The sequence below is a fragment of the Stenotrophomonas sp. SBJS02 genome (genome assembly GCF_020428325.2).
Lineage (GTDB): Bacteria > Pseudomonadota > Gammaproteobacteria > Xanthomonadales > Xanthomonadaceae > Stenotrophomonas > Stenotrophomonas africana.
This window is the reverse complement of sequence record NZ_CP109812.1, coordinates 3,562,629-3,577,687: the sequence shown is the minus strand read 5'-3', so window position 1 is coordinate 3,577,687 and position 15,059 is coordinate 3,562,629. Positions and strand designations below refer to the sequence as shown.

The 15,059-nt window shown below is 65.5% G+C and carries 11 protein-coding genes and 1 pseudogene; 4 read left to right on the top strand and 8 right to left on the bottom strand.

Going from position 1 to position 15,059, the window contains the following annotated elements; translation table 11 throughout:
- Positions 1–511 precede the first annotated feature (511 nt).
- The 3 genes and pseudogenes from FQS62_RS16620 to FQS62_RS16610 form a co-directional block, all read right to left on the bottom strand.
- Positions 512–2,161: a phosphoethanolamine transferase gene (locus tag FQS62_RS16620; protein WP_099589598.1), complete on the bottom strand. Its 1,650-nt coding sequence runs from the start codon at positions 2,159–2,161 to the stop codon at positions 512–514.
- On the bottom strand, positions 2,158–2,910 hold the full coding sequence (locus tag FQS62_RS16615; RefSeq protein ID WP_154349477.1) for a phosphatase PAP2 family protein: 753 nt from the start codon (positions 2,908–2,910) through the stop codon (positions 2,158–2,160). The genes FQS62_RS16620 and FQS62_RS16615 overlap by 4 nt, the downstream gene beginning before the upstream one ends.
- A 111-nt stretch (positions 2,911–3,021) precedes the next feature.
- Positions 3,022–4,723 (bottom strand): annotated as a pseudogene (locus FQS62_RS16610) (glycosyltransferase family 39 protein).
- A 130-nt stretch (positions 4,724–4,853) separates the two neighbouring features.
- Between FQS62_RS16610 and FQS62_RS16605 the strand changes: the two are divergent.
- The 3 genes from FQS62_RS16605 (at position 4,854) to FQS62_RS16595 (ending at position 8,211) form a co-directional block, all read left to right on the top strand.
- Positions 4,854–5,567, top strand: coding sequence for a response regulator transcription factor (locus FQS62_RS16605; protein WP_049445487.1), 714 nt, complete (start codon positions 4,854–4,856; stop codon positions 5,565–5,567).
- The gene (locus tag FQS62_RS16600) at positions 5,554–6,840 is read left to right on the top strand and encodes a sensor histidine kinase (RefSeq protein ID WP_049445485.1); all 1,287 of its coding nucleotides are present in this window, start codon (positions 5,554–5,556) and stop codon (positions 6,838–6,840) included. The genes FQS62_RS16605 and FQS62_RS16600 overlap by 14 nt, the downstream gene beginning before the upstream one ends.
- Positions 6,841–6,960: 120 nt before the next feature.
- The gene (locus tag FQS62_RS16595; RefSeq protein ID WP_208043713.1) at positions 6,961–8,211 is read left to right on the top strand and encodes a DUF819 family protein; all 1,251 of its coding nucleotides are present in this window, start codon (positions 6,961–6,963) and stop codon (positions 8,209–8,211) included.
- Between the two features lie 542 nt (positions 8,212–8,753).
- On the opposite strand, the gene FQS62_RS16590 is transcribed toward FQS62_RS16595, so the two are convergent.
- The gene (locus tag FQS62_RS16590) at positions 8,754–8,978 is read right to left on the bottom strand and encodes a YbdD/YjiX family protein (RefSeq protein WP_005410613.1); all 225 of its coding nucleotides are present in this window, start codon (positions 8,976–8,978) and stop codon (positions 8,754–8,756) included.
- On the bottom strand, positions 8,978–11,059 hold the full coding sequence (locus FQS62_RS16585; protein WP_208043714.1) for a carbon starvation CstA family protein: 2,082 nt from the start codon (positions 11,057–11,059) through the stop codon (positions 8,978–8,980). Before FQS62_RS16585 ends, FQS62_RS16590 begins: the two co-directional genes overlap by 1 nt.
- A gap of 215 nt (positions 11,060–11,274) precedes the next feature.
- On the opposite strand from FQS62_RS16585, the gene FQS62_RS16580 reads away from it, so the two are divergent.
- On the top strand, positions 11,275–12,126 hold the full coding sequence (locus FQS62_RS16580) for a pirin family protein (protein ID WP_049445133.1): 852 nt from the start codon (positions 11,275–11,277) through the stop codon (positions 12,124–12,126).
- A gap of 128 nt (positions 12,127–12,254) precedes the next feature.
- Here FQS62_RS16580 and FQS62_RS16575 read toward each other — a convergent pair whose 3' ends face one another.
- The 3 genes from FQS62_RS16575 to FQS62_RS16565 form a co-directional block, all read right to left on the bottom strand.
- On the bottom strand, positions 12,255–12,716 hold the full coding sequence (locus tag FQS62_RS16575) for a hypothetical protein (protein WP_049445134.1): 462 nt from the start codon (positions 12,714–12,716) through the stop codon (positions 12,255–12,257).
- 196 nt (positions 12,717–12,912) lie between these two features.
- Complete coding sequence (gene aqpZ, locus FQS62_RS16570) at positions 12,913–13,632, bottom strand: aquaporin Z (RefSeq protein WP_032129854.1); 720 nt, start codon at positions 13,630–13,632, stop codon at positions 12,913–12,915.
- Positions 13,633–13,753: 121 nt separating this feature from the next.
- The gene (locus tag FQS62_RS16565) at positions 13,754–14,617 is read right to left on the bottom strand and encodes a pirin family protein (RefSeq protein ID WP_208043715.1); all 864 of its coding nucleotides are present in this window, start codon (positions 14,615–14,617) and stop codon (positions 13,754–13,756) included.
- Positions 14,618–15,059: the final 442 nt, after the last annotated feature.

The following is a 15,059-nucleotide window of genomic DNA, read 5'->3' as shown; positions in this document are numbered from 1 at the left end:
GTGTCGGAGTGCGGGGACGCCGCAAGTACGTCCTTGTAGGCTTGGCAGCCGCTTGCTCGTGTGCGCTTTCCTGCGCACACGGCAAGACCGGGGTTGGGCGTCCTGCCCAACCCGCCCGAGGCATGCCTCGGGCCCATGCGGCTGACACCCCGCACTCCGACACCGCCCCACCTCTGACAGGTCGCTGCGTCTGTTGGTGGATGTCGACCTTGGTCGACACATCTGTCAGGTATCGACAATCAAAATGGGGTCAGATCCGTTTTCCTTCGAAAAACGGATCTGACCCCAAGATCGTTCCAACAGATCGCGGAAAACTGTCGAAGGCGGGGTGGGTCCGGTTGAGGGGGCGTGAGCCGCATGGATGCGGCGACCGAGCTTACATGGACGTACTTGCAGCGTCCCCCTCAACCGGACCCACCCCGCCAGCCCACGGGATGCCAGCTTTTGCTGTTGCTTCGGCTTCGGCTCTGGCTTCGGCAGGTGCAGGGCTGCAAGCCCTGCCGAACAACCCTCAACCTTCGCAGTTGGCGAACAGGTCGCGATCACGCTCGTACAGCGAGGTCTTCACCTGCATCAGGCCCAGCACCGACGGGAACAGGTTGTCATGATCGGTATAGGCTGCCGAACGCTTGCGCACACACTGCAGGTCCAGCCCGCGGCTGCTGGCGAAGCCCGGCGAGAACCACATCGTCATCGGCACCCGGGTCTGCTCGGCCGGGGCGATGGCGTAGGGCACGCCGTGCAGGAACAGGCCCTTCTCGCCCAGCGACTCGCCGTGGTCGGACAGGTAGATCATCGCTGTATCGTAGTCCTGCATCCCCTGCAGCGTGCCGATGGTCTTGCTCAGGAAGTGATCGGTGTACAGCACGGCGTTGTCGTAACTGTTGGTGATCTCTTCGCGCGAGCAGCGGCCGATGTCACGGGTGTCGCAGGTTGGCTTGAAGCGGGCAAAGGCGGCCGGATAACGCTCGAAATACGCAGGGCCATGGTTGCCCAGCTGGTGCAGCACCACTACGCGGTCGCCGGGCCTGGCACGCACCTGGGTGGCCAGGTCCTGCAGCAGGATCTCGTCCATGCAGCGGCCGTCGGCGCACAGGCCCGGGGTGGTCGCGTCGGACAGCGACTGGAAGTCCAGACCTTCGCACACACCCTTGCAGCCGGACTGGTTGTCACGCCACAACGGTGCGATGCCGGCACGGTTCAATACGTGCAGCAGCGACTGGTGCGCGCGGATCTTCTTCTCGTCGTAGTCGTGGCGGCCCCATGGCGAGAACAGGCACGGCAGCGAAACCTCGGTGCTGGTGCCGCACGAATGCATGTCGGGGAAGTTGATCACCGGTGCCTGGGCCAGTTCCGGGGTAGTGTTGCGGCCACCGTTGAGCCCCCAGTTCTGCGCGCGCACGGTCTCGCCCATGACGATCACCAGCAGGCGCGGTTTGCTGGCAGGTGCACGCGGAGTGGCCTTGGCGTCGGTACCGATCGGCAGCTTCGGCGCGCGCTGCACCGGATTGTCGCCACGCAGCGCACGCGGCATGCCCAGCAGCACGTTGGCCGGGGTCGCGAGGTAGCGTACTTCGCGCTGGTTGCGCATCAGCGCCGAGACATCCTGGAACGAGATCAGCGCACCGCCGAGCGCGGTCACCGCAGCCACCACCAGGAAGCCGAGACGCCACAGCAGGCTGCGTCCCCAGCTGCGACGACGCACCTGCACGCGCCACAGCACCACCATCGGTAGCACCGCCAGCAACAGCACCGGCCACAGCAGCGACACGGTCATCAGCTCGCGGCTTTCCTTGGGGTCGGTCGCCAGCACGTTGCGCAGCATGTCCGCATCCAGGTAGATGTGGTAGCGGCTCATGTAGTGCGCAGCGAATGCAGTCACCAGCAGCAGCAGGCTGATCACCACCTTGGCGTTCCAGCGCCAGACCAGGATGCCGAGCAGCACGCCGTGCGCACCCAGCAGCAACAGCAGCAGCGAGAGCGCGTAGCGCAGGCTGCCCGGATGGCTGGCCATCGCGCTGTGCCAGAACAGGCCGTTGCCGGCCACCGCGAAGAACAGGCTGGTCAGTGCGATCAGTGCTTCGGTGGAGAGCTGCGGCCGCCAGCGGCGAAGGTTCGCCAACGCGGGAAGACGGGCGGGGCGTTGGACCGATGCACTCATGCGTTTGCCTCCTGGCGGTGGGGACGGTCCAGCTGATGGCGGATCAGAACATACAGGCCCAGCGAAAGCAGCCAGCAGATCAAAGCGGTCGCAACGTCATGTGAAAGGAAATGCGCGCCCCGCAGCTGCTGGCTGATGCCGAACAGCAGGCCGGCACCAAGGCCGACCCACAACCCCACCCAGCGCCAAGACGGGCGCCACAGCAGAGCGAAATAGTACAGACAGAGCCACGCGTAGCCGGCGCTCGCATGCCCGGCCGGGAAGCAGGCCTGTGGCGCCATGCCGGCTGGGCGCAGGGTGAAAAGCCCGATGAAAGGCTGGTGGCCGCCGTAGCGCAGAAGATCCCAGGGGCATTCCATCGGCACCAGCGACTTCAGCAGGGAGATCACACCCGTGCCCAGGGCCATGGCAATTACGACATAAAGCAGCGCCCACCGCAGGGTGCGATCGCGACCCTTTCGCCAGTGGTGGAAGCACAGCAGGATCGCCACGAGCGCAGCAGCCGTGCTCAGCCACTTGCCGACCTTGTGCACCACCGTGCGGGTGATCCAAGCGTCCTGCAGCGCCCAGTGACCACCCTCCAGGCGGAACAGATGATCGGCCACCCATTGGTCGCCGCCGAAACCCATCAGCAGCGTAAACAACGGCAGACCGATTGCGACAGGCAGCCAGAGGTGAGTTACGGCAAATCGTGACGCCAGTGGCGATGTCGCAAGCGGCGCTACCGAATCAAGGGGACGGACGGGCATGCTGGGAAAGGGCGGTTCGGGAATCCGCGGTCATGCTCGTCACCTGGATGTCGGAGAAGGGTCGGACGCTCGTTCGTGCCGGGTTAATGTGTGCCTGGCACGTGTCAACGTTCAGTCTTCTTCGGCGGTCGACCCTGTCCGCTCGGCGTGGCACTCCGGGTTCCATGCGGTACCGGGAAGCAGTTGCCAACGATTCCTGTTGGCAACACCGATATCGATCACTTTGCTCGGGTCCACGCACGGGCTCATCGCATCATCCAGCACCAGCAGCCAGCGCTTGTCCGGTGCTTCGGCCAGCCACGGGCCGGCATCGTGCCATTGCTCGGCCCAGGGGCGCTTGAAGCCGAATTCGCGCACTGGCCGGTCGGCCTGCAGCAGGTTCTGCTCGCGCCAGGCCACCAGCGCCAGTTCGGCGTCGGGACCGATCCGCGCGCCTACCCGGCGCATCAGTGCCGACGCCGATGCGTAGGGATCCAGCGCCGGGATCAGCACCAGACCGTAGAGCATCCACAGCATGCCGTGGGTCAGCAGCACCAGCGTTGCGGCGCGGCGTACCCGCAGCCACACGATCAATGTGGCCAGGGCGATGGCGAAGGTCAGCAGGCCGTCGCCCAGCACCGGCAGCAACGTATCGGGCATGGCGCGGCGTTCCAGTTGTGCCAACGCCCATGGGTGCTCGGTCATCAGCATCACGCCGAGCACGCCGGTGGCCAGCATCAGCACCACGCTGTAGCCGAACAGGTAGCGGCGCACGCACAGGCGGCGCAGGAGGCCGGGCAGCAGCGGCGCCACCGCCAGTGCCATCGCCGGCAGCATCGGCAACAGATACACCTCGCGCTTGCCCGGGCTGGCACTGAAGAACACCAGTACCAGCACTGCCCAGCCCAGCAGCAGCCACTGGCGGCCATCGCCGCGGCGGATGCGGCGCCACCACGGCTTGAACAGCATGGGCAGCAGCAGGCTGCCCGGCAGCCACAGGGTCAGGATCACCTGCAGGTAGTACCAGACCGGCTGCCGGTGATGCCAGGCATTGGCGTAGCGGGTGCCGGTCTGCTTGAACAACAGCTCATGCGCGTAGGCCTGCAGTTCGGCGCTGGGCGTATGCAGCAGGGCCCAGCCCAGCGGCGCCAGCCACACGCCCACGCCCAGCAGGAACGCCGGGATCAGCCACAGCAGCGTTGCCGGGTGCGGACCCTCCACACGGTGCCCGCGACGGCGCTGGTACAGCCACCAGCCGAACCAGGGCAGCACCATCAGCAGCGGCAGGAAACCCACACCCTTGGTCACCGTGCCGACGCCTGCGGCGAAACCGGCCAGCCACAGCGCGGGCAGGTTGCGGCGTTCGCACAGGTGCCGCAGCAGGCCCCACAGGGCCACGGTGATCATGCCGACCAGCACCATGTCGATCTGCGCGCGCTTGGCCATCAGCCCGAACTGCAGGGTGCAGAACAGCGCCGGCAGGGCGTACAGGGAATGCCGCGGCGACCACAGCCGCCGTGCCAGATCCGACACCAGCCACAGACTCAGCAGGCGCCCAGCAATGACGGCAGCAGGAACGACCACTGCCAGCTGCCGACCAGCTCGTAGGCGGCCGCCTGCAGCCACATGAATACCGGTGGCTTCTCGGCATACAACTCGCTGCCACGATGCGGCAGCAGCCATTGCCCGCTCTCCACCATGGTCCGCGCGCCAGCACGAAGCGCGGTTCGTCCGGCGGCTGCGGCTGCCGAAGGCCAATGCCCGCTGCCAACGCAGCAATGATCAGCAGCCACAGCAGGGGCAGGCGCCAACGGCGGGGCAGGGCTACGGGCACGGCAGGCTCCGGGAGCAAAACGGCCATTTTGAGGTGGCGAGGGTGGGAAAAGCGTCAGAAGGGGGCGGGACGACCGCATTCCGACATGGGCGGCGCTACCATGGTACGAACTTCCGTGGATGTTTCGTGCATGCGTCTGTTGGTGATCGAGGACAACCGCCAGCTGGTGGCCAACCTGTTCGACTATTTCGAGTCGCGCGGGCATGTGCTGGACGTGGCCCCGGATGGCATCACCGGCCTGCACCTGGCCGGCAGCCACCCCTACGATGCGGTGATCCTGGACTGGATGCTGCCGCGCATGGAGGGGCCGGAGGTGCTGCGCCGGCTGCGTGCCGAGCACGCGTCCGAGGTGCCGGTGATCATGTTGACCGCGCGCGATGAGCTGCCGGACAAGATCGCCGGCTTCCGCGCCGGTGCCGACGACTACCTGACCAAGCCGTTCGCGCTGCCGGAGCTGGAAGTGCGGCTGGAGGCGCTGCTGCTGCGTGCGCAGGGCCGCAACCCGCGCAAGCGCCTGCAGGTGGGCGATCTGGTGCTGGATCTGGCGACGCTGGAGGCCCAGCGTGAGGGTCAGGTGCTGCACCTGTACCCGGCCTGCCGGAAGCTGCTGGAAGTGCTCATGCGCGCCAGCCCCGGCGCGGTGACCCGCCAGCAGCTGGAATTCGCTCTGTGGGGCGACGAGCCGCCGGATGGCGACCTGCTGCGTTCGCATGTCTACGAGCTGCGCCGCAGTGTGGACGGACCGTTCGCCGAGAAACTGATCCATACCCTGCCGCGGGTGGGTTACCGCTTGGCCGTGACCACGCCCAGCGATGCCGGCAAGGATGATGATGAAGGCGAGTAAGCCGGGGCCGTTGTACCGGCGCGTGGTGTGGTGGTTGCTGGGCTATCTGGCGCTGCTGTCGGTCGCGGTGTTCAGCGTCGGCAACTACGTGCATGAACATGCCGAGCATGCTGCCTGGCGCGCGCTGCTCAATTCCGAACTGGACAGCATCGTCGAGCACACCGAGCACGAGCCCCACTATCGCTGGCAGGACTCGGACACGCTCAGCCTGTTCCGCTTCGATGAAGGCAACATGCCGGAAAGCGTGCGCATGCTGCACCCGGGACTGCATGACGGGGTGCCGATCAAGGGGCGACAGACTGCGGTGATGGTGCGTGACACCGGTTCGATGGGGCGGGTGGCGCTGGCGCTGGACATTTCCGACTTCCATGACCTGGAACAGTTCGCCACGCGCTGGGTGATGCTGGCCGGGGTGATCATGATCTTCGTCACCGTGCTGATGGCGTCGTTCGGCATGGAACGCATGGTGCGCCCGTTGAGCCTGCTGGCACAGCACATTGCCGGGTTGCGACCAGGGGTGCAGGGCCAGCGCATCGAGGTCGACCCGCGCGGCAGCTCCGAGCTGCATACCATCGCCGATGCGCTGAACGACTACCTGGACCGCAACGAACAGTTCGTCGAGCGCGAGCGGGTCTTCATCAGTACCGCCAGCCACGAACTGCGCACGCCTATCGCAGTGATGACCGGTGCCGCCGAGCTGGCACTGGAACAACCGGGCCTGCCCGATCGTGCACGCCAGCAGATGCAGCGGGTGCTGCGCACGGCGCAGAGCGTGGAGCAGCTGATTGAACTGCTGCTGGTGCTGGCGCGTGATCCGGCGCGCCTGGCCGCACGTGCCGAGCGCATCGCGCTGGACCAGCTGCTGCCGGAGATCGTCGACGACCATCGCCACCTGCTGGGCGACAAGGACCTGAGCATCGGCATCCAGGCTGCCCCGGTGGATATTGTCGCGCCGCTGGCCGTTGTGCAGGCCGCGATCGGCAACCTGCTGCGCAATGCCATCGAGAACAGTGGGCGTGGCCACATTGAGTTGCGCCTGAGCTCGTCGGCGGTGCTGACCCTGCAGGACCCGGGGCATGGCATGAGCCCCGAGGAGATTGCCGCGATCCACGCGCGCATGGCCCGCGGTGAACGTGCTGATCGGGGCGGCGGTATCGGTCTGGACCTGATCGCGCGGCTGTGCGAGCACCTGGGCTGGACCCTGCAGCTGCAGCCCTGCGACCCGCGTGGCACGCGGGTCACCCTGGACTTCGGCGCCTCGCGACCGGGCTGACCGACATGCCAATCGCTCCGCGCTGCGGCATGACCCGGCGTGAAGACAATGTTAATCTCGACCTGCGCCGCTTTATGCGGCGCTTTTTTTTTCCCGCTCTTTCGATCGACAGAGGATCCCATGCCGACCGAACCCGCTACTGCCCTGATCAGCAACGACATCGTTGGACTGGGCCTGATTGCCGCCACCCTGGCCCTGATCTTCTGGGCCGCCAGTGGTCCGACCCCGTTGCTGAAGAAGATCTTCGCCTGGGTGCCGGCGCTGCTGCTGTGCTATTTCATTCCCGCCATCTACAACACCGCCGGTGTCATCGACGGTCACAACACCTCGCTGTACAACCCGGTCGCACGCGACGTGCTGCTGCCGGGCGCGCTGGTCCTGCTGACCCTGTCGATCGACCTCAAGGGCATTGCCAAGCTCGGCCCCAAACTGCTGATCGTGTTCTGCGCCGGTACCGCCGGCATCATGCTCGGTGCCATCGTCTCGTTCCAGCTGATGAAGCTGATCCACCCCGAAACCGTGGCCGGTGATACCTGGGCTGGGATGGCGGCGCTGGCCGGCAGCTGGATCGGTGGCGGTGCCAACATGGTTGCCATGCGCGAGGTGTTCGGCACCGACGCCACCACCTTTGGCCAGTTCGCGGTGGTCGACGTGGCCTGCGCCAGCCTGTGGATGGCGATCCTGCTGTTCCTGGCCAACCGCGCGCAGCAGATCGATACCCGCAATGGTGCCGATACCCGTGCCATCGATGAGATGAAGGCACGCATCAGCGCCTACGAGGCACAGAACGCGCGTATTCCCAGCATGACCGACCTGATGGTGATCGTCGGCGTGGCACTGGGCGGCGTCGGCCTGGCCCACGCCATCGCCGCACCGCTGTCGGGCTGGTTCAAGGCCAATGTCAGCTGGGCCAGCCAGTTCAGTCTCGATAGCCAGTTCGTGTGGGTGATCCTGCTGTCCACCGCGATGGGCCTGGGCCTGAGCTTCACCCGTGCACGCCGGCTGGAAGCGGCCGGTGCGTCGCGGCTGGGCACGGTGTTCCTGTACTTCCTGATCGCCTGCATCGGCATGCAGATGAACCTGCTGTCGCTGCTGGATCGGCCGTGGCTGTTCCTGCTTGGCGCGATCTGGATGGCCACGCATGTGCTGGTGCTGTGGGTGGTGGCCAAGCTGCTGCGCGCGCCGCTGTTCTTCTTCGCCATTGGTTCGCAGGGCAACATCGGCGCAGCCGCTTCGGCTCCTGTGGTGGCAGCGGCGTTCCATCCGACGCTGGCCCCGGTGGGCGTGCTGCTGGGCACGGTGGGCTATGCGACTGGCACGGGGCTGGCCTACGTCACCGGCCTGATCCTGAAATGGATGGCCAACGGCTGAGTGGTGCAGCCGGGCTGCGCCCGGCACCCGCCGAAGCGGTAGTGCCGGCCGCTGGCCGGCAATCTCAACGGCAACAGCCGAAGCAACAGCAATAGCGGGCTATCCGTGGGATGGCGAGGTGGGTCCGGTTGCGGGGGACGCCGTAGATACGTCCCTGTAGGCTTGACCGCGGCATCCATGCCGCGGACACCCCGGTAACCGGACCCACCCCGCCTTCGACAGAGTTCCGCGATTTGCCGGAATGGCATGGCCTGCTCTTGGTGGGTGTCGACCTTGGTCGACACGTAGATCCACGCCATGCGTAGATGCTGTTCGTTCAATTGTCGAAATATTCGATTTCGACGGAGATTCATCCACGCATGGCGTGGATCTACCAGACACCGGAAATCTGTCAAAGGTGGGGCGGTGTCGGATTGCAGCGTCCCCACAATCCGACGCCGCCCCGCCAACCAAACAGAAACCCAGAGCCGACGCTCCGGCCGTTGTCGTTGCAGTTGCTTCTGCGGGTGCCGGACTGCAAGCCCGGCACCCACACCCAACCCTCAACAGCAGCGACCACCGTTGCGTCCGCCGTAGCGCGCTTCCTGGCGCTCGCGGAAGAACGTCTTGTAGTCCATCGGCTCCTGGTCCGGATGCTTTTCCAGCATGTGCCGGACGTAGTTGTCGTAATCAGGAATGCCACAGCACAGTCGTGCGGTCTGCACCAGGCGCCGCCAGATGCGGCGGTGCGCCTGGTACTGGCCAGCGGGAACCAGTTGCGTGCTCATCACAGATCCACCATTTCATGCGGCTTCAGTGCCACGTACGGGGTTTCGCGATCAGTGCGCTGCGGATTGCGGCGGGCCGCCAGGATGGTCTTGATCGAATAAACCAGCACTGCGCCCACCACCAGCAGGAACAGCGCGGTCAAACCGGTGTTGACGTAGGCGTTGACCACGATCTGCTTCATCTGCGCCACCGACTTGGCCGGTGCGGTGATCGTGTCGCTGGCGAGCGCGGCCTGGAACTTGTGTGCCTGGGCCAGGAAGCCCTGCGCCGGGTTGCTGTCGAAAATCTTGATGAAGCCTGCGTAGGTGGTGCAGATCAGCAGCCACACGGCCGGTACTGCGGTCACCCACGCATAGCGGTCACGTTTCATCTTGAACAGCACCACCGTGCCCAGCATCAGCGCGATACCCGCCAGCATCTGGTTGGAGATGCCGAACAGCGGCCACAGCGTCTGGATGCCACCGAACGGATCGACCACGCCGGTGTAGAGCAGGTAGCCCCACAGCGCCACGCAGCCGGCGGTACCGATGATGTTGGCGGTCCACGATTCGGTCTTCTTCAGGGCCGGCACGAAGTTGCCCAGCAGGTCCTGCAGCATGAAGCGACCGGCACGGGTGCCAGCGTCGACTGCCGTGAGGATGAACAATGCTTCGAACAGGATCGCGAAGTGGTACCAGAACGCCATCATCGTGTCGCTGCCACTGGGAATCGCTTCGTGCAGGATCTGCGCGATGCCCACCGCCAGTGTTGGTGCGCCACCTGCACGATGCAGGATGGTGGGTTCACCGATGGCCGCCGCAGTCGCGGTCAGCTGTTCAGGCGTGATGGTGAAGCCCCAGGTGTTGGTGATGTAGTGCGCGGCCGACGCGGCGTCGGCGCCGATCACCGCCGCCGGGCTGTTCATCGCGAAGTAGATGCCCGGATCGATGATCGAGGCCGCCACCAGTGCCATCACCGCCACGAACGATTCCATCAGCATGCCGCCGTAGCCGATGTAACGCATGTGCGCTTCATTGGCCAGCAGCTTCGGAGTGGTGCCGGAGGAAATCAGTGCATGGAAACCGGAGACCGCGCCGCAGGCGATGGTGATGAACAGGAACGGGAACATGCCGCCCTTCCACACCGGGCCGTCACCGCTGGCGGCGAACTGGGTCAACGCCGGCATCTTCAGTTCCGGCATCACCACCAGGATGCCGATGGCCAGCGCGATGATGGTGCCGATCTTGAGGAAGGTCGACAGGTAGTCACGCGGGGCCAGCAGCAGCCACACCGGCAGCACCGACGCGACGAAGCCGTAGCCGATCAGCATCCAGGTGATCTGGGTGCCGGTGAAGGTGAACGCCGGGCCCCAGACCGGATCGGCGGCGACCTTGCCGCCGTACCAGATCGCGGCCAGCAGCAGGATCAGGCCAACCACCGAGATTTCGCCGATCTTGCCGGGGCGGATGTAGCGCATGTACACGCCCATCAGGATTGCGATGGGCATCGTCGCGATCACGGTGAACATGCCCCACGGGCTTTCGGCCAGCGCCTTGACCACCACCATCGCCAGCACCGCCAGGATGATGATCATGATCAGGAACGCACCGAACAGCGCGATGGTGCCGGGCACCTGGCCCATTTCCTCGCGGACGAGGTCACCCAGTGAGCGGCCGTTGCGACGGCTGGACAGGAACAGGACCATGAAGTCCTGCACCGCACCGGCCAGCACCACGCCCACCACCAGCCACAGCAGGCCGGGCAGGTAGCCCATCTGCGCGGCCAGTACCGGGCCGACCAGCGGGCCGGCGCCGGCGATGGCGGCGAAGTGATGGCCGAACAGCACGTGCTTGTTGGTGGGCACGTAGTCCAGGCCATCGTTGTTGATCACTGCCGGGGTGGCCCGGGTCGGATCCAGCTGCATCACCTTGTTGGCGATGAACAGGCTGTAGAAGCGATAGGCCACCAGGTACAGCGAAACTGCGGCGACGACGATCCACAGGGCATTGATGTGTTCGCCGCGGCGCAGGGCCACGGTGCCCAGACAGAAGGCGCCGAGCAGGGCGAGTACCGCCCAGCCTATTTTGGAAAACCCTTTCATGAGGTGCTCTCTCCCGGAAAGACAGTCAAAGAGTCCCGCGTGCCCTCGGCAGGGTCAATTGGCACAGGACGAATCAGCGGTAGTACTTTGGTCGTACGCAGGGCGTGCTGACGTGCAGCGAACATCAGGGATGGAACAATCGGTTGCGGCGCCGTCCATTGGCGTGCGGCCATGTGGCGTCCATCTTCAGTGGCATCCATCCAACAGGAGTCGCCATGAGCTTTCCCGAACCGGTCCGCGTACTGCGCACCATCCGTGGCATGCCCACCTCCGACGGTGCCGGCGTGCGCCTGACCCGCGTCATCGGCGGCCCGACGCTGCCGGACCTGGATCCGTTCCTGCTGCTTGATGAGTTCGGTACCGACCGTGCCGAAGACTACATCGCAGGCTTTCCCGAGCATCCGCACCGTGGTTTCGAGACCGTCACCTACATGCTCGACGGGCGCATGCGGCATCGCGACAACCATGGCAACGAAGGCCTGCTGACCCCGGGCAGCGTTCAGTGGATGACCGCTGGCCGTGGCCTGGTGCATTCGGAGATGCCCGAACAGGAAAGCGGGCAGATGCGCGGTTTCCAGCTGTGGGTGAACCTGCCGGCGAAGGAGAAGATGACCGATCCGAAGTACCAGGAGTTCGCGCCGGAGCGCATCCCCGTGGTGCAGCCGGAACCTGGCGTGGAAGTGAAGGTGATCGCCGGCAGCGTGGACGGTACCCATGGGCCGATCGTGCAGCCGGCCACCGAGCCGCTCTACCTGGACATCACGTTGGCGCCGGATCGCGCCTGGACCTATGCGCTGCCGGAAGGGCACAACGCGTTTGCCTATGTGTTCGAAGGTGCGGTGACGGTAGGTGAGCAGGACGCTGCGCGTGACGTGGCACGCCAGGAGCTGGCGGTGCTGGGCGGCGGAGAACAGCTGCACCTCTCGGCCGGCAGCGAAGGCGCGCGGTTGATCCTGGTGGCCGGCCGTCCGCTGCGCGAGCCGGTGATGCGGCATGGTCCGTTCGTGATGAACACGCGGCAGGAACTGATGCAGGCCTTCGTCGATTTCCAGGAAGGCAAGTTCTGAGGTAGTTCCGGCCGCTGGCCGGCAGCAGCCTCGGATAATGGCTGATCGAGGTGCCGGCCAGCGGTCGGCACCCCCCTGTAAGCGGGCCGTGTTGTGGGGATGCTGCCAGGCAGTCATCCCCGTCATGCTCAGCGCCCGGCTGCCACGGCCGACGGGGTCAGGCTCATGCCCTGCGCCAGCTGCTGCAGCGAGCCCAGTTCCTGCGGGCTGTCCGGATACAGCGAAATCTGCGCGTAACGCCCTTTGTCGAGCTTGACCACGCTGATCCGGCGTTCGGCATAGCCCGGCGGCTGCTGGCCACCAAGGTCGGGCTGGTACCAGTAGAGTGATTCACCGCCGAAGCTGCCCTTTTCCTGGCGCAGCGAGCGGTTCAACGGAATGGACGGGTCACGTGCGCTGAGCATCAGGCTCAGTACCTCACGGCCATCTCCGGTACTGGCGCGACAGATCAGAAAGTCCGTCTGCACCACTTGCTGCCATTGCAGGCCACTGCTGGCCGGCAGCGAAGGACATTCGGTGGGAGCCTGTGCAGCCGCGGCCTGGGCCACGACGAACAGCAGGCTCGACAACACTACAGGCGCGAACTTCATGCATCCCCCAAGGTGGTGTGTCGTTTGGCGCCGCCGGATGGGCGGGCGGCGTTGGCATCCCATCCCCGGATGCCACCCCGGCCGGCATGTGCACGGACGGTCAACTCAACCTTAACGGAACGTGAGCGATCGCACAAATTGCGGTTACAAGCGTAACCATTGCGGCCGATGGTCGGCCGCAAGGTCCACACCGGCCTCAGCGGTCGTTGCCGATCCACTTGTAGATGATGCCGCCGATCGCGCCGCCCAGAAGGGGAGCGACCCAGAACAGCCACAACTGGCTGACCGCACCGCTGCCGGCGAAGAACGCGACGGCGGTGGAGCGGGCCGGGTTCACCGAGGTGTTGGTGACCGGGATGCTGATCAGGTGGATCAGGGTCAGCGACAGGCCGATCGCCAGTGGCGCGAAGCCGGCCGGTGCCTTGCCGTGGGTGGCGCCCATGATCACGATCAGGAACACCGCCGTCAGCACCACTTCGCACAGGAAGGCGGCCGCCACGCTGTAGCCGCCAGGAGACAGCGCGCCATAGCCGTTGCTGGCGAACGCACCGGCCTGACTGCCATCGATGGCGAAGCCACTGGCGCCGGAGGCGATCTGCAGCAGAATGAAGCCGGCCAGCAGGCCGCCGGCGACCTGGGCGATGATGTACGGGATCAGGTCCTTGGTCGGAAAACGGCCGCCGGCCCACAGGCCGACACTGACCGCCGGGTTGAAGTGCGCGCCGGAGATATGGCCGAACGCATAGGCGCCGGTCACCACGGTGAGGCCGAAGGCCAGCGCCACGCCGAGGAAACCGATACCCAGCGGATTGCCGTCACCTCCGAACTTGGCGGCCAGCACCGCACTGCCACAGCCACCCAGAACCAGCCAGAACGTGCCGAGGAACTCGGCCGACAAGCGTTTACCCATGCTCATGTGTTGCACTCCTTTGACGGTCTAAAGTGTGATTTATGTCACATTTCAGTGATCAGCGGGTGACTGTAGCGTCAACGCCGGGTGCAGGGATACACCCTCGGATGTGTGCAACACGCGATGTTCAGTACTGCGGCAGCGGGATGAATTCCTTGTCGTCGCCCGGGATGGTGCCGAAGCGGCCGGCTTCCCAGTCGTGCTTGGCCTGCTCGATGCGCTCCTTCGAGCTGGAGACGAAGTTCCACCACAGATGACGCGGGCCATCCAGCGGCTCGCCGCCGAACAGCATCGCCTTCACCGGCGTCTTCGCACGCAGGTGACCTGTCGCACCGGCTTCGGGGATCACCAGATGCTGGGCGGGAATATCCACGCCATCCAGCTGCGCCTCGCCTTCGAGGATGTACAGCGCGCGCTCGCGGTGGCCATTGTCGATATCGATCTCCGCATCCGGGTCGAGGTCGATCGCTACGTTGAGGGTGTCGGCGAACACCTTCACCGGCGATTCCTCGCCATAGGCGCGGCCGGCGATCACCCGCAGCCAGACACCATTGCGGCGCTGCTCGGGCAGGGTGGCCGCAGCATGGTGGTAGAACGCCGGCTCGATTTCCTCATGCGACTTCGGCAGTGCCACCCAGGTCTGCATGCCATGGATCGGGTTGTCGTGATCGCGGTCCGGTTGCGGCGTGCGCTCGGAATGGGCGATGCCACGGCCGGCGGTCATCCAGTTGACGTCACCGGGGCGGATCACCTGGTCCGAGCCCAGCGTGTCGCGATGGCCGATGGCGCCCGACCACAGGTAGGTGACCGTGGCCAGGCCGATATGCGGATGCGGGCGCACGTCGATGGCGGTGCCGGGGTGCATGAGTGCCGGGCCCATCTGGTCGACGAACACGAACGAACCGATGCTGCGCGCCTGCAGGGTGGGGACGGCGCGACGGACTTCGAGGCCGCCGATGTCGTGTACGCGCGGGGCGATGATGGTGGTCATGCGGGCGTTCTCGCTGGCAGGGATCAGGTGGTCAGCATCGCACGCAGCTGTGACGGGGACATGCCCCGTATGGGTAACAGGTTGTTCCAGCCAACGGCGCAGCCCCTCGTGGCTGTGGGGTTGGTCGCTGAAGGCGGAAGCAAGATCAAAAGCCGCGCTTGGTCGGGCGGGTGGGTTGCGCAGGACACGCCGTAAACCCATCCATGGGGGCTCGATGGCGCCATCCATGGCGCCAACGGTCCTGCGCAACCCACCCGCCCAACCTCTGACAGTTTCCGTGTGCGTCCAGCCACGGAGAAGAAAAAAAAGAAAATCAAAATCAAACGCCGATCGCTTCGCTCCTGGTGTCGACCAAGGTCGACACCCACCAGTTCGTAGTGATCCACACCGGAATCGAGATTCACCGACCGTCAACGGGAAACTGTCAGGGGTGGGGCGGTGT